This is a genomic window from Pseudoalteromonas sp. NCCP-2140 (assembly GCF_023708065.1).
GTDB lineage: Bacteria > Pseudomonadota > Gammaproteobacteria > Enterobacterales > Alteromonadaceae > Pseudoalteromonas.
This window is the reverse complement of the sequence record NZ_BRCZ01000004.1, coordinates 288,350-309,933: the sequence shown is the minus strand read 5'-3', so window position 1 is coordinate 309,933 and position 21,584 is coordinate 288,350. Positions and strand designations below refer to the sequence as shown.

The following is a 21,584-nucleotide window of genomic DNA, read 5'->3' as shown; positions in this document are numbered from 1 at the left end:
ATAAAGTCCCATTCGTTAACATTTTAAAAACACAGTTAACACATCCATTCAGGGATAAAACAATAAAGTAACAGGTGAAACAATGATAAAAAATAATTATTTAGGTGCTAGCATAAAGCTTGCTCTATGCTCATCGGCACTTGCCATTTCTAGCCAATCTTTAGCTGCTGAAGAAGAAGGCGCAAAATCAATCGACCGTATCGAAGTAACAGGTTCTCGCATTTTACGTGAAGGTGCTATTGCCCCAGCCCCAGTGACAGTGATCAGCGGTGAAGACTTAGTTAACACTGGCGCGGTTAATATTGGTGAGGCACTAAATAAATTACCAGCACTTGGTAATACTTATTCACTATCAAACTCAGGTCGTTTTATTGGTACTGCGGGCCTTAACATTCTTGATTTACGTAATATGGGCACAGCTCGTACACTTGTTCTTGTCGATGGCAAACGCCATGTTTCAAGTTCTGCTGGTACCCAATCAGTTGATACCAATACAATTCCAAGCTCATGGGTGGAACGAGTTGAAATCATCACAGGTGGTGCATCAGCCGTATACGGTGCCGATGCTGTAACGGGTGTAGTTAACTTCATTCTTAAAAAGAATATCGAAGGTCTAAGTGTTAGTGTAACCAAAGGTGCCTCTGAACTAAGTGATTACAAAAACGTAAAAGCAACGTTTTCATACGGTACAAACTTCGATAATGACCGTGGTAATGTAGCCTTTGCTGTTGAATATTCAGGCCAAGATACACTTAATGCACTTGACCATCCCTGGACTGATGGCTCTTATAGCAGCTTGCGTAACCCGGCTCAGACAGAAGAGAATAAAGACGATCCAAATTTCCCTGATAGAATTTACACGCCAAATGCTGGTTATTATGCGATTAATAATGCAGGTGTTTTTGCATCAAGCAATGGCTATGTTAACTCATTCAACCCAGATGGCAGCCTTCGAGAGCTTTATATTGGTGACCGAGTAGATGGCCTATCATGTGCTGATTGCGACTCGTTTAACCTTGCACAATTCAATGAAATTCAGCCTGAATTTGAACGTTACAACGTAAACTTTAAAGTAAACTATGACGTTGCAGAAGACATGAATGCGTATTTTGAAGCAAAATATGTAAACAGCGAAGGCGAAAGCATTGGCCAACCAGCATTTTTCTTCTTTAACCCAAATAACAGCATCAAGATTGACAACCCATACCTTGACTCAAGTGTTAAAGATCTAATGGAACAAGAAGGTGTTAGCTCAATCATGGTTAACCGTATGATGACAGATTTAGGTCGTCGTATTGAAAACAACACACGTGAAACAACCCGCTTTGTTGCAGGCTTAAGAGGCACAGTATTCAATGACTGGGAATTAGATGCATCAGTTGTTCATGGCCAAACTGACTTAGAGCGTATTAATGGCGCTAACATGATTATGGCAAACTACTACAATGCCCTTGACGCTGTTGATGATGGCGAAGGTAATGTTGTTTGTCGTAGTGAAGAAGCGCGCGCTGAAGGTTGTGTACCTGTAAACATCATGGGCTTTGGTGCACCAAGCCAAGAAGCGATTGATTACATTAATACAGTATCAACAGGTACTTCTGAAATTACTCAAACAGTAGTAACAGCATCACTTGCAAACTCAGCAATTTATGAATTACCAGCAGGCTATGTTGGTTTTGCTGCCGGTGTTGAATACCGTAAAGAAGAAAGTGAAACTAAAGAGCCAGATAACGCAGTAGGTACGTTCTTTAACGCACTTGGTGAAGACAAAGGTGATTTTGATGTAAACGAAATTTACTTCGAAGCATCAATCCCGCTACTAGCTGACTTGCCACTTGTTCAAGACTTAGTACTTGATACAGCGGTACGTTACGCTGACTACAGCACAATTGGTGATGCAACAAGCTGGAAAGTTGGTTTAGATTGGACTGTTAACGATCAACTACGTGTACGTGCAACACAATCTGAAGCATTACGTGCGCCAAACATTGGTGAAATTTTCGGTGCACCGAGCCAAACATTCTACAACGTAGATGATCCTTGTTTAGCAGATAACCTAGATGATTTACAAAACTCAGAAGTTCGCCGTGCAAACTGTGCAGCATTAGGTGTTCCTGCTGGTTTTGAATCAGATTACGATTCACAAACCCTTGAAGGTTTAGTAAGCGGTAACAAAGATGTTAAAGGTGAAGAGTCAACCAGTACTACAATTGGTTTAGTTTACCAGCCGTCATTCCTAGAAAACTCAGTTGTTACAATCGACTATTGGAAAATTGAATTAGAAGACGCAATTACAACGATTGCTTCTCAAGAAATTCTTGACCGCTGTGTAGATGCAGAAGGTGGTATTAATAACCAATACTGTAACCTGATCACGCGTGATAGCAGCTCACATGAAATTACACTTATTCAAAACTCAGTTCTGAACGTTTCTGGTCAAGAAGCATCGGGTGTTGACTTTGAGTTAGGTTATGACTTTGACGCACTAGACGGCGACTTCTCTACACGTTTAATTGGTACTTACCTAATTGAACGTAAAGAGTTCCCATTCCAAGACCAACCTGAAGATTACATCGAGTACGCAGGTACAACGGGTGAAGCGAAATGGCAAGCTAACTTAACTATCTCTTATAAGCGTGATGGTTTCTTTGCAACGTTTGATACACGTTACCTAGATGAAGTAAGCCTTTACACAGACCAAGAGTTAGAAGATAACCCGAATCCAAATAGCTTAATGAAGTTTGGTAGCTATGTTATTTCTGACGCAACTGTTGGTTATAACTTCGAAAGCGGCTTTGGTGTGAAAGTAGGTGTTGATAACATCTTTAACCGTGAGCTTCCATTCGGTACAAGAGGTACAGGTTCTGGTAGTGCAAGTTACGACAACATCGGTCGTTTCGGCTACTTAAGACTATCTTACGATTTCTAATCGTAAAATATTTGATTCCCTTGGGGCTGCACATTTGTGCAGCCCTTTTTCTATCAGATATTAAAAAACTATCCTATTCCAATCATTTACTTAAAACCTGACAATTCAAGCTATACTCTTCCCTACCGGCCTTTTAACTTAATAAGACTATGCTCAAAACGGTATTTTTCATTATCTGCCTATTTTGCTTACCGAGTGTTTTTGCCAAGCAAAGTATTATTTTTATAAACCCAGGTCATGCCGATACCAATGTCACAGGCCCGTTTTGGTTTGAAGTGTCGCAGTTGATGCGTGATGCTGCCAAAGACTTTAATCTCGAATTAACGATTCATTATGCCAACCGAAATCATATTGAAATGAAGTCATTAGTGGCTAAAGCGATAAAAGCAAAGCCAGACATGCTGATTTTAGTTGATGAGAAAAGTGTGCTTACCCAACAACTTTTAAGCTTAAAGCACATCTCTACGCCCATCTATTTTTTACTTAACCGCCCATCAGAACAAGAACTAAACCGTTTGATTGATCATGGTATTAATATCGCAGGTAGCGTTGTGCCCGATAACAAACAATCGGGTCAATTATTAGCTGAAAAACTGATTGAAAAAGCTCAGCACACGGCAAATATTCTCGCGATTAATGGTGATTACACCACTCATGCAGCACTTGATAGAGAGCAAAGTTTAGAGCAAAGTGTTCAAACGCATGATAATGCTAATATCACCGCTAAAACAGTTGCCAACTGGTCAGCAACACAAGCGTATCGCCAGAGTCTTGGCTACTTTAGCCATCAATCTAACATCAATATGGTTTGGGCTGCCAATGATGCCATGGCATTAGGGGCTATTGCAGCGCTTGATGAGTTAAATAAACGCAAAGATGTATTGGTTGGCGCAATAAATTGGCCACTCAGAGTTGTGGCAGAAAAAATAGACGTCACTATCGGTGGTCATGTTACGCTAGGGGCTTTAGCTATAGTAAATGTTCATGATCTACTCAATAATTACGCAACCGGAACTATGCATCATGAAGTGGCCATTTTCAGCCAACATAGCAAACAAACGCTTAAGCTAGTTGAACAAATTCACAGTGATAACTTAGCAATTAACTTTCGCGTTTTCAGTAATGCGAATAAAAATGCCCTTCCCTTCAGTGTTGAATCACTTCTTTTAGAGGTAACCAATAGCAAACTGTAAAGGGCATTTACATTATTTATTGCTGAGCCATACAGCTTGGTATGGGGTTAGCGACATTGTTTGTGTTTGCTCAGTAATTTGCTCACCGCTTATCAAATCTCGCCATTGCTCTGTACCAATCAAATTTAAGTCGGCAAGCGTAAGCGTTTGCGGCTCGTCACTAATGTTATAAACACAAAACATACTTTGCGAACGGTTGATACTTTGTCGCCAAAAACCAAAGAGCCCTTCGCTTAAATGTAACGTATATTGCGTCGCATTAGGGTGAAATGCACTTTGCGCCTTACGAATAGCCATTAGGTTTTTCATCGCTTTAAACACAGTACGATGATGGGCATTTTCATTACTCAGCTTTGCTAGTAAATCTGACTCTTGCCAGCGGTGTCGGTTAATCGCTCGGTTATGTTGGCTGTTTTCAAAGCGTTCATAATCATTGGTGGTACCGAGTAAGCTATGAATATACAAACCTGGAATACCTTCAAGCGCAAACATAATGGCATGCGCACATAAAAAGCGTGCAACACCCCATTTATCTGGGCCTTTATGGGTACCTTGCAATGCATCAAATAAGGCAATGTTTAACTCATAAGGTGTATTGGTGCCATCTGGGGCGGTGCGTAATGAGACTTTACCGCCATATTTAGCCGTAGTATTGACCATTTCGGCAATTTCACTTTGCTCCAACAAGCCTTCAACGGGGCGCAAGCCAATACCATCATGTGAAGCTATAAAGTTAAAGTATGCCGTCCCTTCTTGAGGAGGTGGCATACTCATCATCCAATGTTTTAATGCGGTACTGTCGCCACTGAGTAAGGTATGTAATAACAGCGGTGGTAATGAAAAGTTGTAAATACAATGCGCTTCGTTGGCATTACCAAAGTACGATAGGTTTTCGCGGTTCGGGATATTAGTTTCTGTGATAATAATCACATTAGGCTCAAAATGCTCAATAAGGGTGCGAAGCAGCCTGATCACTTCATGTGTCTCAGGCAGGTTAATGCAGCGGGTATTGAGTTTTTTCCATAAAAAAGCCACCGCATCAAGGCGGAATATACGCACACCGTTATCTAAATAATGACGAATAATGCTGACAAATTCATTAAGCACATCTGGGTTAGCAAAATCAAAGTCGACTTGGTCATGACTAAAGGTACACCACACATGTTGCAAACCGTCTTTAGTTTCAACCGCCTGTAAAAGGGGTGATGTTCTCGGGCGGACAACTTGCACAAGGTCATCACTCTGGCTTGCCGTTTTAAAATACCCTTTTCCCGGCTCTTTGCCCTGAATAAAGTTTTCAAACCAAACGCTGCGGCTAGAGCAGTGGTTGATCACCAAATCTGCCATCAACCTAACATCCGCTGAAATATCGCGGATATGCTGCCAACTACCTAACGCTTCATTCACTTGCACATAGTTCATTACCGCGAAGCCTTCATCTGAGCTATATGGGTAAAACGGCAAGATGTGCAGTGCATTAAGTTCAGGTAAGCATTGGTTTTTTACAAAGCGATGTAACGTTTGCAAAGGCGGCTCTTCAGGCTTAGCAACGGCTTCATCCGTATTAGCATGACGAATAATCGAATCACCGTAAGCAATTAAAATCATATCTTGCTCATCCCAACGGTTTTTATGCGGCGTTGGGTCTCGAACAGGATCATCACCTAACATGGTATTGATAAGCCTGTCTGCGAGTTGTTCAAGCGTTGTTGATAGCTCAACTTCGCTGTAGATGCAGGTTAAATGCTGAATAACCCTTTGTTGCAAAAGCTCTAAAGTCACGTGCCTTCCCCGTTAAATATATTCTTTGTTATCAAGCTCTACGGCTTCTTCTAAGCGAGCAAACACCTCTGGCATTGCCGAAGCTACTCGGTTCCAACTCGGCACAAAGGGTGCTTCCATTGGGTTTTCTAAAAAGTGCTGACCTGCATTCATAATATTTTGAGCAAACATTTCAACGGCTTTTTCTTCATGATGAATATCAAGTGTTAAGCCATTCATTAACGCATCGTTGTGATAGGTTTCAATAAAATCGAGTGCAATACGGTAATAGGTTGCCTTTAATGAGCGAATCGTTTCTGTCGTAAAAGTCACCCCTTGGGTAGCCAGCTTTCTAAATAAAGCTTTGGTGATATCAATCGACATTTTCGACAAGCCCGCCGCTTGGTTTTCTAGCGATAAGTCTTGGTGTTTGTGATCATAGTTATCAGCAATATCGACCTGACATAAACGGTTATGCGAGTAATTACGATACATCTCTGATAGCACGCCAATTTCTAAGCCCCAGTCACTTGGAATACGAATATCATTAAGTACATCACGGCGGAATGAAAACTCACCTGCTAATGGGTAACGAAATGAATCCATATATTCTAAGTAATCGTTGCTGCCTAATATTGTTTTGAATGAACGCAATAACGGCGTTACTAGCAAACGTGACACGCGGCCATTAATTTTGCCATCAGCGGTGCGCGGATAAAACCCTTTACAAAATTCATAGTTAAAACGAGGGTGAGCAACGGGGTAAATTAAACGTGCTAATAGCGCTCTGTCGTAAGTCAAAATATCGCAGTCATGCAGTGCAATTGACTCTACTTTTGAGGTTGCCAACTTATAGCCCATGCAATACCAAACATTGCGACCTTTACCTAGCTCTCGTGGCGCAACGCCCAATTTTTGTAGTTCTTTATCAAGAGCTTGTAAACGCGGGCCATCATTCCAAAGTACCTTATGAGGCTGATCAAGCTCCGCAAAAAACTGCAGTGCATGGCGATATTGGCTTTCATCAGCGCGATCTAGACCAATGGTAATTTGCGATAAATAAGGCACATGTTTCAGCTCAGCAATAATATTTTGCAGAGCGGGTCCTTCTAGCTCACTGTAAAGCGAAGGTAAAATTAGGCCCATTGGGCGTTGTTTTGAAAAGCCCAACAACTCTTTTTCTAGTTCTTCTACTGGGCGGTCAGCAATATTGTGTAAGGTCGTGATAATGCCATTTTGATAAAAATCAGCCATGAGATTGCTCCTGTTTTGCTGCAAAACGCGCTTTGATGATAGTTAACGCAGAAACTTCTTGAACCCAACCAGCTGGGGCTGGTTTTTCGCTGAGCTGCCATGCTTTTTGTAATATTTGTGATTGTACTTGGCTGCCAGGGTTATTGATTAAAATAGCGGTGTCGGCCGCTTTTAGCATGGCGACATCGTTTTGACTGTCGCCAAGGGCTATCACAGTAAATGGATTGCGATAGGCTTTTTTGAACTGATTTAACAGCCACTTTTGTGCAAGCCCTTTGTTGTTACCTTTGGTTAAATGAATAAAACGGCCGCCAACAAGCACTTCGTAGCCTGCTTGGCTCATTGCATCTATCAAGCCTTGCTTTTCTTCATCGCTGCCCGAGAAACAAACCGGATCTGAGTACTGTCTTTGTAAAGCTAGTTCACTCTTATCAACGGGGAGTCCTGTCAATTCAGCTATTTCTTGTGCACTAAATTGGCTAAATAAGCGTACACAATGACTAAATTGACTCGCATATTGTTTAAGATCGTCATGCAATTTATCGGTACTTTGCGTCATAGCAAAACGCCAATAACCTTTATAGTCATCACAGCCAATCGGCTTTACTTTAAAATAGTCTTTCGGGATATAAACAGCCGCACCATTTTCCACAATAAAGGGTTGATGATGATCCAAACCTTTTTGAATATCAGTGACTTCAGCAAAGGTTTTGCTGGTATTAAAAATCACATTGACACCGGTATCATTCAACTTTGCCAAAAATGGTTTGATCACCTCACATTCGTAACTGTCGTGATCGAGCAATGTGCCGTCTAAGTCAGTAAAAATAAGTGGCTGAGCAATCTGGTCAGCGAGAAGTTCCATCTTGGTAATATCACGCTCGGTATCGAGCAATAATAACGCATCAACACTGTGCGCAAGAGTGGCTAAATTTTCCCGCGTAATACGTTCAAAATGAGAGATAAAACGCTTTAAACTCACTTCGTCAAACGTGCCCTGCCCCTGGCCTTTTTTGGCAATTAGTTTATGCTCTTGCTCTAAGCGCCACGCATACACATCTTCAAATGAAGGCGCTTTTAACATAATGGTGTAATCGGCCATCGCGAATACATTTTGATATTCATTCGCTAAGCAACTATTTACGCAGCGACGCCAAATGCCGTCGGCATCTTCTAGTTGCTCTAATTCATTTACCGGACTTTGCAGTTGATAAGGCTGCTGAGGTGTACTGGCTACACACCAGCCTTCAAAAAACACGATATCAATCGGCTTTTGATTACTAGACCACTGGTCTTTTGGCACCGGATCATCAGTTAGTTTATCAAATTGAGGTAATGGCACATCCACTTTACCTGCCAACAAGGCCGATAAGGTTTGCTCCATTAATTGCGTATCATGCGTACCCGGTACACCACGACTCGCAAACAAAGGATGAACATCTTTAGCAAGCTCGTTGCGTGCATCACGACTTAAATAAAAGTCATCGATTGATAATGACACGCTATTAAATTCGGTATTGCTATTAACCCAGGTCACTAAAAAATCAGCGAGGGTCGTTTTACCTGACCCTTGGCAGCCGTTAATCGCCACCAGCATAGGTTGGCCGGTCATTTTTGCGCTTAAGATATCGTGCGCGAGGGGTATAAAAAACTGCTCACTTAAGTATTGATACTTGAGTGGTAACTGATGCTTCGCTAAAAACGGGGTAATATCCACAACATTTGCCTCTTGCATAATCGCTCCTACCAGTATGACATAGAGATAAATGCAGTTAGTAGACCAGTTTTATAACTCCTTAAATTTTAGTTAGTTACAAAAAAAGCGCATATTTAATGCGCTTTTTTGGTGCAATATTCAAGCAGTTTTTAAGTTCTAATCAGCTTGTTGCACTGCTTTGGGGAGAACAGCATTTAAGATAATCCCCAAAATTGCGCATAAGCTCACACCTTGCAAACTAAACTCATCACCACCGATATGCATACCACCAATACCAAACACTAAAATCAGTGCGATGATAGTCAAGTTGCGAGGCGCGGTAAGGTCTTCACCTGATTTTACTAAGGTATTTAAACCAACAACGGCGATAGAGCCAAATAGTAAAATCATGATGCCGCCCATCACAGGTACCGGAATCGTTTGTAAACCAGCACCCATTTTTGCCACAAACGCGAGCACAATTGCGATAATTGCCGTCCAAAGCATCACTCGAGGGTTGAAGTTACGTGTAAGCATTACCGCCCCCGTTACTTCAGAGTACGTTGTATTAGGTGGACCACCAAAAACCGATGCCGCAGAAGTTGCTAAGCCATCACCCAGTAAAGTACGGTGTAAACCCGGTTTCTTTAAATAGTCTTTACCTGTTACTTGGCTAATAGCCATCATGTCGCCAATATGTTCAATTGCTGGCGCAATGGCCACAGGCACCATAAATAAAATAGCTTGCCATTTAAACTCAGGATAAGTATATGCCGGTACCGCAAACCAGTTTGCTTCGGTGACCGCATTAAATTCAACAATACCTATAAATAACGAAGCAAGGTAACCTGCTACCACACCAGCAAGAATTGGAATAAGTTTAAATACACCTTTGCCCCATACCGCAAAAATCAGCGTAACCAGTAATGATAAACCAGAAACCCAAATTGCTTGCTCATAAGGAACTAATTGTGCACTGCCATCCCCTGCTTTACCCATTGCCATATTCACAGCAACGGGGGCTAAGGCTAAACCAATCACCATAATCACAGGGCCAACAACCACAGGAGGTAACACTTTATGCAGTGCATTCACGCCTTTAAATTTTACTATCAAGCTAAGCGCAAAATAGCAAAAGCCTGCCACCATCAAACCGCCCATAGTTGCGGGAATGCCCCACATTTGCACCGAGGCGATAATAGGTGCGATGAAAGCAAAAGACGATGCTAAAAAGATGGGAACTTGGCCTTTGGTAACCACATGAAACAGTAAAGTTCCTAAACCTGCGGTAAATAAAGCCACATTGGGATCAAGGCCTGTTAGTAACGGCACAAGTACTAGTGCGCCAAATGCTACAAACAGCATTTGCGCGCCAGTTAGAATAGTTTTTAACGAAAATGTTTGATGGTTTTCCACGTGAGCGCCTTACACTGTGCCAAAAATCTTGTCACCGGCATCTCCTAAGCCTGGAATGATATATCCTTTTTCGTTTAAATGACTGTCTAAAGATGCTGTGAAAATTTCAACATCTGGGTGGGCTGCAAGGGTTTTTTCTACGCCTTCTGGTGCAGCTACTAATACAATCACTTTAATATCTTTACAGCCTGCTTTTTTAAGCATATCGATAGTTGCAATCATTGAACCACCGGTTGCAAGCATTGGGTCAATAACAAGGCTTAAGCGCTCATCAATTTTACCAACCAACTTTTCAAAATAAGGCACTGGCTCCAATGTTTCTTCGTTACGCTGAAGACCAACAACACTTACTTTTGCAGCAGGTAATAACTGCATTACGCCATCCATCATACCAAGGCCGGCACGAAGAATAGGCACAACAGTAATTTTTTTACCTTTGATATGTTCTACATCTAATGTTGAACCATCCCACCCTGTGATTTGAACACTTTCTAATGGTAGGTTTTTTGTTGCTTCGTAAGTAAGCAAAGTACCTACTTCAGACGACAGCTCACGAAAACTTTTAGTGCTAATACCTTCTGCACGCATAAGGCCAAGTTTGTGTTGAACTAACGGATGAGTAATTACATGGATAGACATAAGTAGAACCTAAATGAGATAAATTACGCCTATTTTAGCGCAAAATAGTCTTCTCGACTGCAAAAATGCATGTTCATCGCATTAATTCTTTGAATTGGTCTAAAATTACACTATCAGCTGCAAATATTAATTTTTTTGCAACAACACACATCGGCAATGTTTAACATTTTATTTATTTTGGGCCTGCAGTAATGAAAACGTTTATCTTCACTTCGATACTACTTTGTAGTTTTCTCCTGCCTGCCCGTAGTGAAACACTCGAAATTCAAGTTATGGCTGACTTTGTTCCGCAAGATGGCGGTAACCCTGAGAATGAGGCCACCACATTTTTACTGGCTGTAGCAGCTGAATTAGGCGATGAAATCAGCCTACAATTTATACCTGCAAGCCGCTTAAGAGAGTGGCAGCAATTAAGAAGAATGAACAATGTTTGCTTGTACAATAAATTAAAAACCCCAGAGCGTGAAGCTCATGCTGTGTTTAGCCAGTACCCTCTAATGGCATTTCCTTCAAATAAACTGGTGGTATTTAATAAGCCCACCATTCCAGACGCTGTTACCCTACTACAAGCTATCTATTACTATGACTTAACAATTGGCGTCACCAAAGGCCGTTCATACTCAGAAGAGATTGATAAGTTTGTCCGTTTAAATGATGAGCACTTTTTTATACTCGATGGGGCAACAAATGCACCAAGGCTCGGGCAAATGTTATTTCAAAATAAAATCGACGCAGTCGTTGAATACCAAGGTATCTTTTCTGAGCGCTATAAACGCTTCCCCGATCTAACTAGCGTTAGATATATTAGCATTAAACCAGAAAAAGCCGCAGTGTTTGGTTATATTGCTTGTTCACCAACAGAGGTCGGCAAACAAGCAATTGCGCTATTCGATAAAGCGCTTAAAACAGAAAAGGTACGCACATTAATTAGTGAGCGCCTAATGGAGTTATTTCATGAAGGTGAAAACACACAAATAGTAAATGCCTTCAATGCAGCGTTTGAGCACTAAGCCGATAAAATCTGCTCCATTACCCAACTTGTATGAAGTGCGCTCTCACCAGTTGATGGATGAGGTTGCTGAGCATGAAAATAGTTCGCCATGTTTTCAACATGATATTGTTGAATATGCGCGGGGTTATCAATTACGAACTCTTGTTTGCCCTGTGCATTGTTAAGCACAATCGGCTTTTCGTCAAAAACACTAAAGCTAAGCTCGCCTTCACTGCCATAAATCATCACATCATCAAAACGATTTGCTGAAGCAAAGTTCCAGCTCCCGGTGCCTGTAACACCAGATTGATGCTGCCAGTGAGCGGTAATAGCATCGAATGCGGAATATAAGCCTTGTTGATTAGCGCATAAACCATGCACCTTATTAAAATCACCTAAAAGGTAGGCAAGTAAATCAAGACCATGGCTGGCTAAATCGTCGAAGTAACCTCCTCGTGCCACGTTTTGATCTGTGCGCCAGTTGTATTCATCCGATAAATCAAGGGCGTTAGCTGCTTTACTTAAATGCCAACTTACATGACGAGGCTTACCAATGGCACCTTGCTCAAGTAATTGTTTAACGTGATTAAAGCGTGGTAATGAACGGCGATAATAAGCCACAAATAGCGGCTGTTTAGCCTCTTTAAACGCTGCGACGATATCAAGGCTGTCTTGATAACTTGGCGCCAGTGGCTTTTCAATACAACACGGTTTACCTGCCGCAGCAACCTCAAGAGCATACGCTTTATGGCTATCTGGCGGCGTGGCAATATACACGGCATCAACACTGTTATCGTTAATGAGTTCGCTTGGCGATGCGAACACCTTTGCGACATTATGGCGTTTAGCGTAATCATGGGCTTTTTCTAGGTCGCGACGTGTCACCCCAATAAGCGCAATACCTTCTGCTTGTTGATAAGCAGGGCCGCTTTTCACTTCGGTTACAGCACCACAGCCGATAATGGCAAATCGCATTGGCTTATTCATTGCTAATCCTTTATTTTTAAATACGTTACAAATTGCTGCTGCATGTAGTCGTTTATTTTTACATGATCAGGGCTCCAACCTGCTAAAAAACGATAAAAATCGCTCCATGCGTAACACCAAAGCGCTCGCCAACTGCTAACAACATGCGCTGGGTTTACATTCGGTTGATAACGTTTTAGTGCCTGTGTGAGGGTGTCAAAATAGCGATTTAAATAGTCATCGGCAACTGATTTTAATGCCGCATCATTTAAGCAACTGCCTAAAAAATACATGACATCAATCACCCCAACACCCTTGCCAACATATTGAAAATCATAGCCAAGAACATGCTGGTTTTGTGGCGCAATCGCAAAATTGGCAAGCTTAGCATCGCCATGAATTAACGTTTGATATGGTGACTCACTCAGCGCGATATCAATAGCGCGTGCCTGCGCTTTTAAGCTTAAATCACTCATGCGTTGTAGCTCATCAGGCCGCGTTGCTAAATGCCAATAACTACCTCGCGGCCAAATGCCATCGGCAGAACTTGCTAAATGAAAAGCATGAAAGTGTGCAAGCCAGTTTATAATTGCTTGAATATCACTGTGTGTAGCACTAGCTTGCTGGTAGCCAAGCGCACTGAAATCACTAAATACCAGCGCTTGTTTACTGCCCTCTTGTATTGCCTCAATACAGTGGATAGACGCAGCTTCATGGGGTAATTGCTCTGCGTAATGCCGATACCAATTAAATTCGACTAAGTAAGATTGGCGCTTTCTGGCAAGCGCAAAATCACTTTGTTTTATACGACTATGATTGATCTGACTAGGCACTTCAATCGCTTTAATTACCGCAGCAGCACCATTCATTTGGCAACGAATAATCTCACCGCATCCACTCCATACTGATGCAGCTTGCTGTAGCTCTGTAATATTTGAAAAGTGACAAGTAACGAATTGCCTAAGATCCATAACGCTCTGTAATTTATATAAACCGATGGCAATGGTAGGTGATATTGGCTATTGGCACAACGGCCTATAGGCAATAAAAAACCCGTGCTAAGCACGGGTTTTCGAAGATAAAGTCCTAATACTGCTCAGGACTTGCATTGTTGAATTACTCGTTTACCACACTTTTAAGTGGGTTAACTGGCTTTGCATTGTCATCCAGTAGGTTCATATCAAAGTCGAACTCATCAACACGAATCGCTTTTTCACGCTTCTTGTTGTAATCAATCAGTTTTGCATATTCTTCTTCGTTGATAACACTTGCAACAAGTGCATTATCAAGCGTTTCTGCAAAACGAACGCCCGGCTTAATAGTTTTAGCACGCAGAGCTTTTTTAACTTTCTTAAGTAAATCAAGGCACGCCATTTTCGCTTTGTACGCTTGCTCATTGATGTAATGACCATCACCTTCAATTGGTTTAACCAAGTGAGTGATTTGCGCTTTAAATGCCGTATCCATTTGCGCTTGAGTCGCAAGTTCACGGATTAAATCATCACTGATCTTAGGCATTTTCATTGAGTAGTTCATCGTAATGAAACGCATAAATTTACGAGTACCACTTGCAGGGAAGTTATCTAAGAACTTATGCAATGCTTCTTCAGCGCTTTGTAGTGCAAAGCGAGTCGCATAGTGGAAGTAAGGCGCAGCTTGCTCACGTTCACTGCTTGCTACTTTTTGCTCGTAGTATTTAATTGATGCCATCGCCGCATACAAGAAGCTCATTACGTCGCCTAAACGTGCAGATAACATTTCTGCTTGCTTAAGTTTGCCACCTAGTACCAATAACGAGAAGTCAGCGTAAACTGCAAGTTTTGCAGATAATTTATGCGCTGCTTTTTCGTATTCACGTACTTCTGGTAGTGACGATTTAGCACCCGCAGTAAACGGTAATACGCCTAAACGGAAAGCTCGTAAGCTATTAGCTACGCTGTAACCCACTGTTTTACGTAAGATGCTGTTGAATTCTTTATCTGCATTTTTGTCTTCGCTGTGGATAGACTCAACCATAGTTTGTAGGTAAGGGTGACAACGCATTACACCTTGACCAAAAATCATAAGGTTACGAGTAAGAATATTTGCACCTTCAACCGTGATTGCGATTGGTTGTGCAACATATCCACTTGCTAATGTATTTTGCGGACCATTTTGAATTGCTTTACCTGCTTGAATATCCATTGCTGAATCAAGCACGTTACGACCAATTTCTGTCATGTGGTATTTAGCAATCGCAGTGACTACAGATGGTTTAAGGCCCATGCCTAAACCTTCTGTTGTTAATACACGCATTGCTTCTTGAAGGTAAGTTTTACCTGCGATATCAGCAAGCTTCTCTTGGATACCTTCGAATTGACCAATCGCCAGACCAAACTGCTCACGTACTGCTGCGTACTCAGAAGCACCTTTAAATGCTACTTGTGATGAGCTAACACCTAGTGCCGGTAACGAAATACCACGGCCTGCACCTAAACAGCTAACCAGCATTTGCCAGCCACGACCGATGTTCTTTTGACCACCAATGATGAAGTCCATTGGTACAAATACTTTTTCGCCGCGAGTCGTACCGTTGTAAAAACGGATGCCCATAGGATCATGACGATTACCAAGTTCAACACCTGGGTGATCTTTAGGAATAAGCGCACAGGTAATACCTAGGTTTTCTTTGCCACCTAGTAAACCATCAGGGTCAACTACTTTAAATGCTAAACCTAATACTGTCGCAATTGGCGCAAGTGTGATGTAGCGTTTGTCCCAGGTAATTTCTAAGCCTAGAACTTCTTCGCCATTGAACTGACCACGTTTAACAACACCAATATCTGGAATACCACCCGCATCTGAACCCGCTTCTGGGCTAGTTAGAGCGAAACATGGAATATCACGACCATTTGCAAGACGTGGTAAGTAGTGATCTTGTTGCTCTTTAGTACCAAAGTGAAGTAATAGCTCACCTGGGCCTAAAGAGTTAGGAACCATCACGGTTACCGCAACCGCAGAACTCTTAGTCGCGATAGTCGCAACGATTGTTGAGTTTGCATAAGGGCTGAATTCTAAACCGCCGAATGATTTAGGAATGATAAGCGAGAAAAAACGCTCTTTTTTCAAGAAATCAAGAATGTAGTCAGGAAGATGAACACCGTTTTGAATTTCAGAATCATCAATCATTGATAATAATTCTTTCACTGGGCCATCTAAGAATGCTTGCTCTTCAGCGCTCAGCTTAGCTGCTGGCACGTCACGAAGTGCATCGAAATCAGGTTTACCTTGGTAGATTGAACCTTCTAACCAAACATCACCCGCATCTAACGCTTCTTGTTCTGTAATTGAAATACTAGGTAATACTTTTTTTAATTTTGTACGTAAGCTCATAATAAACTCATCCGACCAGATAGTAATACCTACATTACGTCATAAAACGAGCAATAGATCAATTGGTCCAACCAGTTTTTTTAACATTTTTTTATATTTATTTTTTCTTTGCACGCTAAGCACTTGAATACAATGGGTTTACACGTGTACGCTCAAACGCCTTTTTTATCCCGAAATGGTTAACAACTAAAGGCTGAAAACAAAAAGCCCAACTAAAAAGTTGGGCTTAGGTATAAATACTGAAGAAATGGCTTATAGCTCATCTTCGATAGGGAATAACGAAATAAACCACACTTGAAAGCGTCGCCACGAAGACGTTTGTGGTTCTTCATCAAACTGCTCATTACTCACGGTATCGAGCCAAACTAAGTCATTATCTTTGAGCTCGACTTTCCAGGCATATTCAGGCATTTGCGTATCAACCCAATGGGCTAAAAAGCGGCTAAGCTTTTCGCTTTCGATTAAAACGCCCATCTCGGTATTTAAATCAAGCGAGCGAGGGTCGAGGTTCATGGTGCCCACAAAAATCTTTTCATCATCAAAGGTCATGGTTTTTGCGTGTAAACTTGCTTGTGATGACCCGGTTACTTTACGCCCTGCTTTGCGCTTAATGGCCATTAAGTCACTGGGTTTTAACTCCCACAGCTTAACCCCACCTTTTACGAGATCTTCTCGGTACTTTTTATAACCAGCATGCACCGCAGATACATCGGTAGCAGCTAAAGAATTAGTCAGTACAGTGACATCAACGCCCTGCTTTGCCCAATTGGTTAGTAATTTAACGCCCTGCTCACGAGGAATAAAATACGGCGACACAATAATTGCTTTTTGTTTCGGCTCGCCCATTTCTTTAAACAACATTGGCGACATATTGGCCGATTTTTCACTGACGTCGTTCATCACCTTATCGGGATGATCATAAAACAACACTGACTTTTGCCAGTCGAATTCTATTTCATCGTGCAACAAGCGTTTTACAAAGGCGCTTTCGCGTAACTGCTCAACGTAATTACTCTGCTGATTTTGCTCAACATAGGTCGATAAGGTGTTAGTGATATCAATAAGTGATTGCTCATCACGCTCACCGTGTAAATCTTCAACAGGGTAAGACAGCTGATGATTCCAATATAAATCAAATGCTTTTGATGCCTCAGGCACAATCTCGCCAACACTCATCACATCTAAATCAATAAATTCAGAATGATCTTCAGCCGAGAAATACGCATTGCCTATGTTGCGCCCACCGGTGATAAAAATCCGATTATCAACAATAAAGCTCTTGTTATGCATACGTCTTGAAAGCTGGCTAAAGTTGGTAACAAAACCGAGCGCTCTAAAACGACGGTTAGGAAATGGATTAAATAATCGAACTTCAATATTTGGGTGAACAGCCAGAGCGGCTAAATCAAGTTCACTGTCGGCTTGTGATAAGTCATCAAGCAACAAGCGAATTCTTACCCCCCTATCTGCGGCTTTTAATAAAAAGGCCGTAAATAAAATGGTGGTTTGCTGCCTGTGGTATAAATAGTACTGCACATCAATGGTGTGCTCTGCAGAATCAATGAGTGCTAACCTAGCTACAAAGGCATCGACCCCATCTGCTAAAGGATAAAACCCTGATAACCCAGGATGATTATTACCCACTGCATCTCCTATGGTACTGGGTGTATCCGCTGCAATGGCATAGCTTGGTTGAATGGACTCTCGTGAAGGTAACTGCGCACAGCCCGCGGTGATTAAAATGAGTACTGCACAAAAAAGTGATTTTGAAGAGTCTATTATCATGGCTTCCTACCAATGACCGTGTGATACACGTATCTGCTTTGTTATAACCCTAATAAATGAAGGGGTTAAAAGCAAATAAAAACTCGTAACTATGGGGATAAATTAGAAGAATTAAACAAAGGAAAAATAGTTAAGCAAACATGCTTAAGAGCAAGTAATTACGCTACTTGCTCAGTGATATCTGCAATTTCGATCAGTTTGCGATTAAGAATTTTTTTACAACAACCACAACACTTGCCACACTGGCTACCAACTTGCAGTTCTTTTGATAACTCACGCATCGTCATAGCGCCATCATCAATTGTTTGTTCGATTTTTTTATCAGTCACACCATGACATAAACAGATATACATGAATGCAAACCACTCTCATTTCTCTTGATGGTCAGCATATTAATCTAAACGGTAATAGTTCGCAATAGTGTTATAGGCAATATTTGCATAACTTTTATACCAAAATTTCCTAAATGGCACACAACTAAAAATTTTCCCTTATGATTTGGGCAGTTAGTTAAAAGCGAGCAAAGAAAAAATTTCTAACTTTTTTGAGGGGGTTTAGTTTGGAGTTGAATGAAATGATCAATCATAGGCTATCGAGTAACGTGAGGCTCAGCTTATGAACACCACAGTAAAAGATTGGTATATTGTTACAGTTATGGATGTTAAGGCTCTGCAGATATTAACAGCAAGCACCTCTTGCTACGCTCTCAAGGGACGCGGAAAACGAGCTGTTATCGATTTAGACGATTTCGAACTCCTTCGCCACGGATTTTCGCCAGAGTAAATTAGGGGGTTATAAAGCTCATCGCTTCTTTTAGCCCATTAGCTTTGCCACCAAGCGGGTTTTCATCGATCAACCACTACTAAGTTGGAGCAAATAATGCCGACAAGCAAAATTGATTTTCACAATGCCGAATGCTCGGCCTGCTGCAAAAAGCATGTCGATATTAGAACTGAGATAATTGCACCATCACCAGATAGACCTAACGCTATTCGCAAGAAAATTATCTTTCTATGCGAAGAGCATCACGATTGCGATGTCGATGAGATTGAAAAGCTTGCGCTTGTCAAAAGGTGTTTTCAAAATCTAGACGAAAATGACCTTGTTGATGGCGAAACATTTTTTAAGCAATTGGACTCTGAAGAGATATAGCAGCACCTGCCAGCTTTGGCACCAAACGGATATTCAGCAATTTACAATCTTCGCTTCCCTTAGCACCAACCCAGAAGAGGCTAACCGCCTATATACAAACGCCAGATAAAAGAAAGCCAGCTCCCGCTGGCTTCGCTAAGCGCTAGTATACCAATGAAATACGTGAGCAAAAGCAAGGCGATGGAATTACTAGATCACGAACAATTGAAAACAAAGAATTAGCAGCAGACAAACACCATGAACTGCTCAGCCCCGCCAAATATGCCAAACCCGCCGGAGCGGGTTTGGTTTCAAAAGGTTATTATTCTTCAGTTTTGCATATTTTGAAATCTGCTTTAATTCTATCCAGAACTTCAAAGCCCACATTTTCTCGACTATCAAAAAGCCAATTCAACTCTCGATTTTGGTGGTTAGTTTTTCCATAAATTAGCAATCTGTTTGAGCTTACACTATCTGAGCGTAAAACTATTGAATCTACGAAAAGCTGTGAATCAGTATTAATCAAAAGTCGTTGGACAGATTCTGTTCCGATGGCACAATTTTTTAGAGTTTCCACCTTGGCATCTGACGACAAATCTTTATGAGGATTTAGCTCATCTAGCTTCCTCAGATTCCAATAAGTTGCCTTAGGAACTGGTTTATCACTTAATACTGGGCATCTATCAAATGCCATATAAATATACATTTTTTCCTTGGGTAATATGCAACTTAAGCCTTCTGAAAAACTCTCAAATTCAATTTTATTAGGCACTGCACAAGATGTAATAACAAGGCTCATAAATATAATAATTGTTTTATTCATTTTAGTATTCCCAGCCTATTGATTGGGTATCTTTCGATAGTTAGCATCCCAACCATGACAAAATGCTCCAGGTGCCCCTCCATTTGAACATGGAGTGGAATTCGAAATTGGGTTAAATAATCTACCTAGCCATCCACCATTTATAATGTCCCATTGTCCAAGATTGGTTATAGTTGCGTTTTTGCTGACAGCAATATTCCCAAATGGAAGCGAATTAAGTTGTGCCGATGGTGCATATCCCCTCGCGACAAGATTGTTGCATGTAAGCGTGCCTAAGCTATGACAACCACCAATTGAGCGTCCCACATTACCACTAGTTATGTAGTCATACCCACTAGCATCTAATAACCCTTGATATCCTAGAATGGTGTCATTTACATCCCAAAATACACCAGCAACTCCACTATATTCACCAAACAAACCATCTGTTCTGGATGTAAAGCCGCTTATTTCGTTTTTCTCCGAATCATATCTACTACCTGCTAGCTTATTCCCCACAAAAGAATTCAACGTGAGTAGAGCGTTCAATTCCATTAATGTCATGCTGTTTTTGTTCGCAAACCGAGTCAACTCCTCACTGACGTAATAATTTTTAACTTCGTTAGCCAAGTTGATTGTCGTATTAGTAAAACTATTTGTATCAACACCATAATAGAGGAATCTTAATGCTTTGCCGACATCAGGATTAACAGAGTCTACAGCAGTGAATAAAAATGCTTCATAGCTAGGTTTTCCTCCAGCGTAATTCATAATATAAGAAACAGCACCGACAGTGAATGCAGCCCTTAAACTACCTGTGGCGTAGAAAGCCCTATCAGCAGCAAAATGCGCCGATGCAAGGTGTCCGAAAAATGGAATGTAATTCAGTCCTACCTGAACCATATTTGCCAGTCCCTGATTTTTCGAAAAGACATATTTGTGGGAATGGTAACGCCCATCTATTTTACCCAATGCTTTATAAAGCTTTTTAAAGAAGTAACCACTTGGATCGGTATAGCTCATCGGATTATTCAATACATACGAATAACGGTTATAGTTTTGGCTATTCAATGGTGCCTGAATATTCGGATCTGCCTGTAAGAATCGACCCAATGTTGGATCGTAGATCCGACCGTTCATATGGATAATACCTAAATCCGATATTTCTTTATGACCTGTATAACCTTTACTTTCCACGGGGCTTTGTTGATTCAGCAAAGAAACTAATGAGCTACTAGTATAGAACCGATTTTGTTTCCCCCACGCATCATAGTTTATGTGCTGAACAACGCTGCCATTCGCGTCTGTTACCGTCACGGTAGAGCCTAGATGGTCCTTATGCGTATATAAAGTTTTACTTTGCTTAGCATCAGTACTGTCAATTACTACAGTATTCCCAACATAGTATTTGTGTTCAACATTTCCTGAAGGCAATGTTAAACGCTCATATAGCCCTTTGAGATATAATGTTTCCACACATGAGTCAGGTCTTGCTTTTTGCAACAATCTTACTAACACGCGAATAGTGTAATTGAAAATAATCACCCAATTATTTTCCTTGCTCGACAAATAGCGCAAACTTTCGGCTTGCTATCGCTTTAGATTTGCCAAATTGAAGTAACACTTTGTCGATTTCAAGCCACTCTGGA

Annotated in this window: 17 protein-coding genes; 5 read left to right on the top strand and 12 right to left on the bottom strand. The window is 41.3% G+C overall.

Going from position 1 to position 21,584, the window contains the following annotated elements; all coding sequences use genetic code 11:
* The first annotated feature begins 82 nt into the window (after positions 1 to 82).
* Together NFU46_RS10525 and NFU46_RS10520 are read left to right on the top strand one after the other, a co-directional pair.
* Entirely contained in the window at positions 83 to 2,929 is a 2,847-nt protein-coding gene (locus tag NFU46_RS10525; RefSeq protein WP_251601698.1) for a TonB-dependent receptor domain-containing protein, read from the top strand.
* Positions 2,930 to 3,078: 149 nt separating this feature from the next.
* Complete coding sequence (locus NFU46_RS10520) at positions 3,079 to 4,122, top strand: ABC transporter substrate-binding protein (protein WP_251601696.1); 1,044 nt, start codon at positions 3,079 to 3,081, stop codon at positions 4,120 to 4,122.
* Positions 4,123 to 4,134: 12 nt separating this feature from the next.
* Here NFU46_RS10520 and NFU46_RS10515 read toward each other — a convergent pair whose 3' ends face one another.
* From NFU46_RS10515 to upp, 5 genes are all read right to left on the bottom strand, one after another.
* Positions 4,135 to 5,904 (bottom strand): sugar phosphorylase, encoded by a 1,770-nt coding sequence (locus NFU46_RS10515; protein WP_251601694.1) that lies wholly within the window; start codon positions 5,902 to 5,904, stop codon positions 4,135 to 4,137.
* 12 nt (positions 5,905 to 5,916) lie between these two features.
* Positions 5,917 to 7,137, bottom strand: a complete 1,221-nt coding sequence (locus NFU46_RS10510) for a glycosyl transferase (RefSeq protein WP_251601692.1) — start codon at positions 7,135 to 7,137, stop codon at positions 5,917 to 5,919.
* Entirely contained in the window at positions 7,130 to 8,872 is a 1,743-nt protein-coding gene (locus tag NFU46_RS10505) for an HAD-IIB family hydrolase (RefSeq protein WP_251601690.1), read from the bottom strand. Before NFU46_RS10505 ends, NFU46_RS10510 begins: the two co-directional genes overlap by 8 nt.
* 138 nt (positions 8,873 to 9,010) lie before the next feature.
* Positions 9,011 to 10,249: a uracil-xanthine permease family protein gene (locus NFU46_RS10500; protein WP_251601687.1), complete on the bottom strand. Its 1,239-nt coding sequence runs from the start codon at positions 10,247 to 10,249 to the stop codon at positions 9,011 to 9,013.
* 9 nt (positions 10,250 to 10,258) lie between these two features.
* Complete coding sequence (upp, locus tag NFU46_RS10495) at positions 10,259 to 10,888, bottom strand: uracil phosphoribosyltransferase (protein ID WP_054562437.1); 630 nt, start codon at positions 10,886 to 10,888, stop codon at positions 10,259 to 10,261.
* 191 nt (positions 10,889 to 11,079) lie between these two features.
* On the opposite strand from upp, the gene NFU46_RS10490 reads away from it, so the two are divergent.
* Entirely contained in the window at positions 11,080 to 11,898 is an 819-nt protein-coding gene (locus NFU46_RS10490) for an ABC transporter substrate-binding protein (protein WP_251601685.1), read from the top strand.
* Here the strand turns inward: NFU46_RS10490 and NFU46_RS10485 are convergent.
* The 5 genes from NFU46_RS10485 to NFU46_RS10465 form a co-directional block, all read right to left on the bottom strand.
* Positions 11,895 to 12,866: a Gfo/Idh/MocA family protein gene (locus NFU46_RS10485; protein ID WP_251601683.1), complete on the bottom strand. Its 972-nt coding sequence runs from the start codon at positions 12,864 to 12,866 to the stop codon at positions 11,895 to 11,897. The two genes, NFU46_RS10490 and NFU46_RS10485, sit on opposite strands and share 4 nt — an antisense overlap.
* 2 nt (positions 12,867 to 12,868) lie before the next feature.
* Positions 12,869 to 13,816 (bottom strand): phosphotransferase, encoded by a 948-nt coding sequence (locus tag NFU46_RS10480; RefSeq protein WP_251601681.1) that lies wholly within the window; start codon positions 13,814 to 13,816, stop codon positions 12,869 to 12,871.
* A 145-nt stretch (positions 13,817 to 13,961) separates the two neighbouring features.
* Entirely contained in the window at positions 13,962 to 16,217 is a 2,256-nt protein-coding gene (locus NFU46_RS10475) for an acyl-CoA dehydrogenase (protein WP_251601679.1), read from the bottom strand.
* Between the two features lie 252 nt (positions 16,218 to 16,469).
* Entirely contained in the window at positions 16,470 to 18,002 is a 1,533-nt protein-coding gene (locus NFU46_RS10470; protein ID WP_058584094.1) for a phospholipase D family protein, read from the bottom strand.
* Positions 18,003 to 18,160: 158 nt separating this feature from the next.
* Positions 18,161 to 18,355, bottom strand: coding sequence for a (2Fe-2S)-binding protein (locus tag NFU46_RS10465; protein ID WP_105181791.1), 195 nt, complete (start codon positions 18,353 to 18,355; stop codon positions 18,161 to 18,163).
* Between the two features lie 262 nt (positions 18,356 to 18,617).
* Between NFU46_RS10465 and NFU46_RS10460 the strand changes: the two genes are divergently transcribed.
* The gene (locus NFU46_RS10460; protein WP_251601677.1) at positions 18,618 to 18,785 is read left to right on the top strand and encodes a hypothetical protein; all 168 of its coding nucleotides are present in this window, start codon (positions 18,618 to 18,620) and stop codon (positions 18,783 to 18,785) included.
* A gap of 96 nt (positions 18,786 to 18,881) precedes the next feature.
* Positions 18,882 to 19,154, top strand: coding sequence for a hypothetical protein (locus tag NFU46_RS10455; RefSeq protein ID WP_251601675.1), 273 nt, complete (start codon positions 18,882 to 18,884; stop codon positions 19,152 to 19,154).
* A gap of 301 nt (positions 19,155 to 19,455) precedes the next feature.
* On the opposite strand, the gene NFU46_RS10450 is transcribed toward NFU46_RS10455, so the two are convergent.
* Together NFU46_RS10450 and NFU46_RS10445 are read right to left on the bottom strand one after the other, a co-directional pair.
* Entirely contained in the window at positions 19,456 to 19,956 is a 501-nt protein-coding gene (locus tag NFU46_RS10450) for a hypothetical protein (RefSeq protein WP_251601673.1), read from the bottom strand.
* A gap of 15 nt (positions 19,957 to 19,971) precedes the next feature.
* Positions 19,972 to 21,480 carry an RHS repeat domain-containing protein gene (locus tag NFU46_RS10445; RefSeq protein WP_251601671.1) on the bottom strand — a complete coding sequence of 503 codons (1,509 nt, stop codon included), beginning with the start codon at positions 21,478 to 21,480 and terminating at the stop codon, positions 19,972 to 19,974.
* Positions 21,481 to 21,584 lie beyond the last annotated feature (104 nt).

Excerpts from the sequence above, each read along its gene's own strand:
- NFU46_RS10525 (WP_251601698.1), top strand. The coding sequence starts at position 83 with ATGATAAAAAATAATTATTTAGGTGCTAGCATAAAGCTTGCTCTATGC.
- NFU46_RS10520 (WP_251601696.1), top strand. The coding sequence starts at position 3,079 with ATGCTCAAAACGGTATTTTTCATTATCTGCCTATTTTGCTTACCGAGT.
- NFU46_RS10510 (WP_251601692.1), bottom strand. The coding sequence starts at position 7,137 with ATGGCTGATTTTTATCAAAATGGCATTATCACGACCTTACACAATATT.
- NFU46_RS10505 (WP_251601690.1), bottom strand. The coding sequence starts at position 8,872 with ATGCAAGAGGCAAATGTTGTGGATATTACCCCGTTTTTAGCGAAGCAT.
- upp (WP_054562437.1), bottom strand. The coding sequence starts at position 10,888 with ATGTCTATCCATGTAATTACTCATCCGTTAGTTCAACACAAACTTGGC.
- NFU46_RS10490 (WP_251601685.1), top strand. The coding sequence starts at position 11,080 with ATGAAAACGTTTATCTTCACTTCGATACTACTTTGTAGTTTTCTCCTG.
- NFU46_RS10485 (WP_251601683.1), bottom strand. The coding sequence starts at position 12,866 with ATGAATAAGCCAATGCGATTTGCCATTATCGGCTGTGGTGCTGTAACC.
- NFU46_RS10480 (WP_251601681.1), bottom strand. The coding sequence starts at position 13,816 with ATGGATCTTAGGCAATTCGTTACTTGTCACTTTTCAAATATTACAGAG.
- NFU46_RS10475 (WP_251601679.1), bottom strand. The coding sequence starts at position 16,217 with ATGAGCTTACGTACAAAATTAAAAAAAGTATTACCTAGTATTTCAATT.
- NFU46_RS10470 (WP_058584094.1), bottom strand. The coding sequence starts at position 18,002 with ATGATAATAGACTCTTCAAAATCACTTTTTTGTGCAGTACTCATTTTA.
- NFU46_RS10465 (WP_105181791.1), bottom strand. The coding sequence starts at position 18,355 with ATGTATATCTGTTTATGTCATGGTGTGACTGATAAAAAAATCGAACAA.
- NFU46_RS10460 (WP_251601677.1), top strand. The coding sequence starts at position 18,618 with ATGAACACCACAGTAAAAGATTGGTATATTGTTACAGTTATGGATGTT.
- NFU46_RS10455 (WP_251601675.1), top strand. The coding sequence starts at position 18,882 with ATGCCGACAAGCAAAATTGATTTTCACAATGCCGAATGCTCGGCCTGC.
- NFU46_RS10450 (WP_251601673.1), bottom strand. The coding sequence starts at position 19,956 with ATGAATAAAACAATTATTATATTTATGAGCCTTGTTATTACATCTTGT.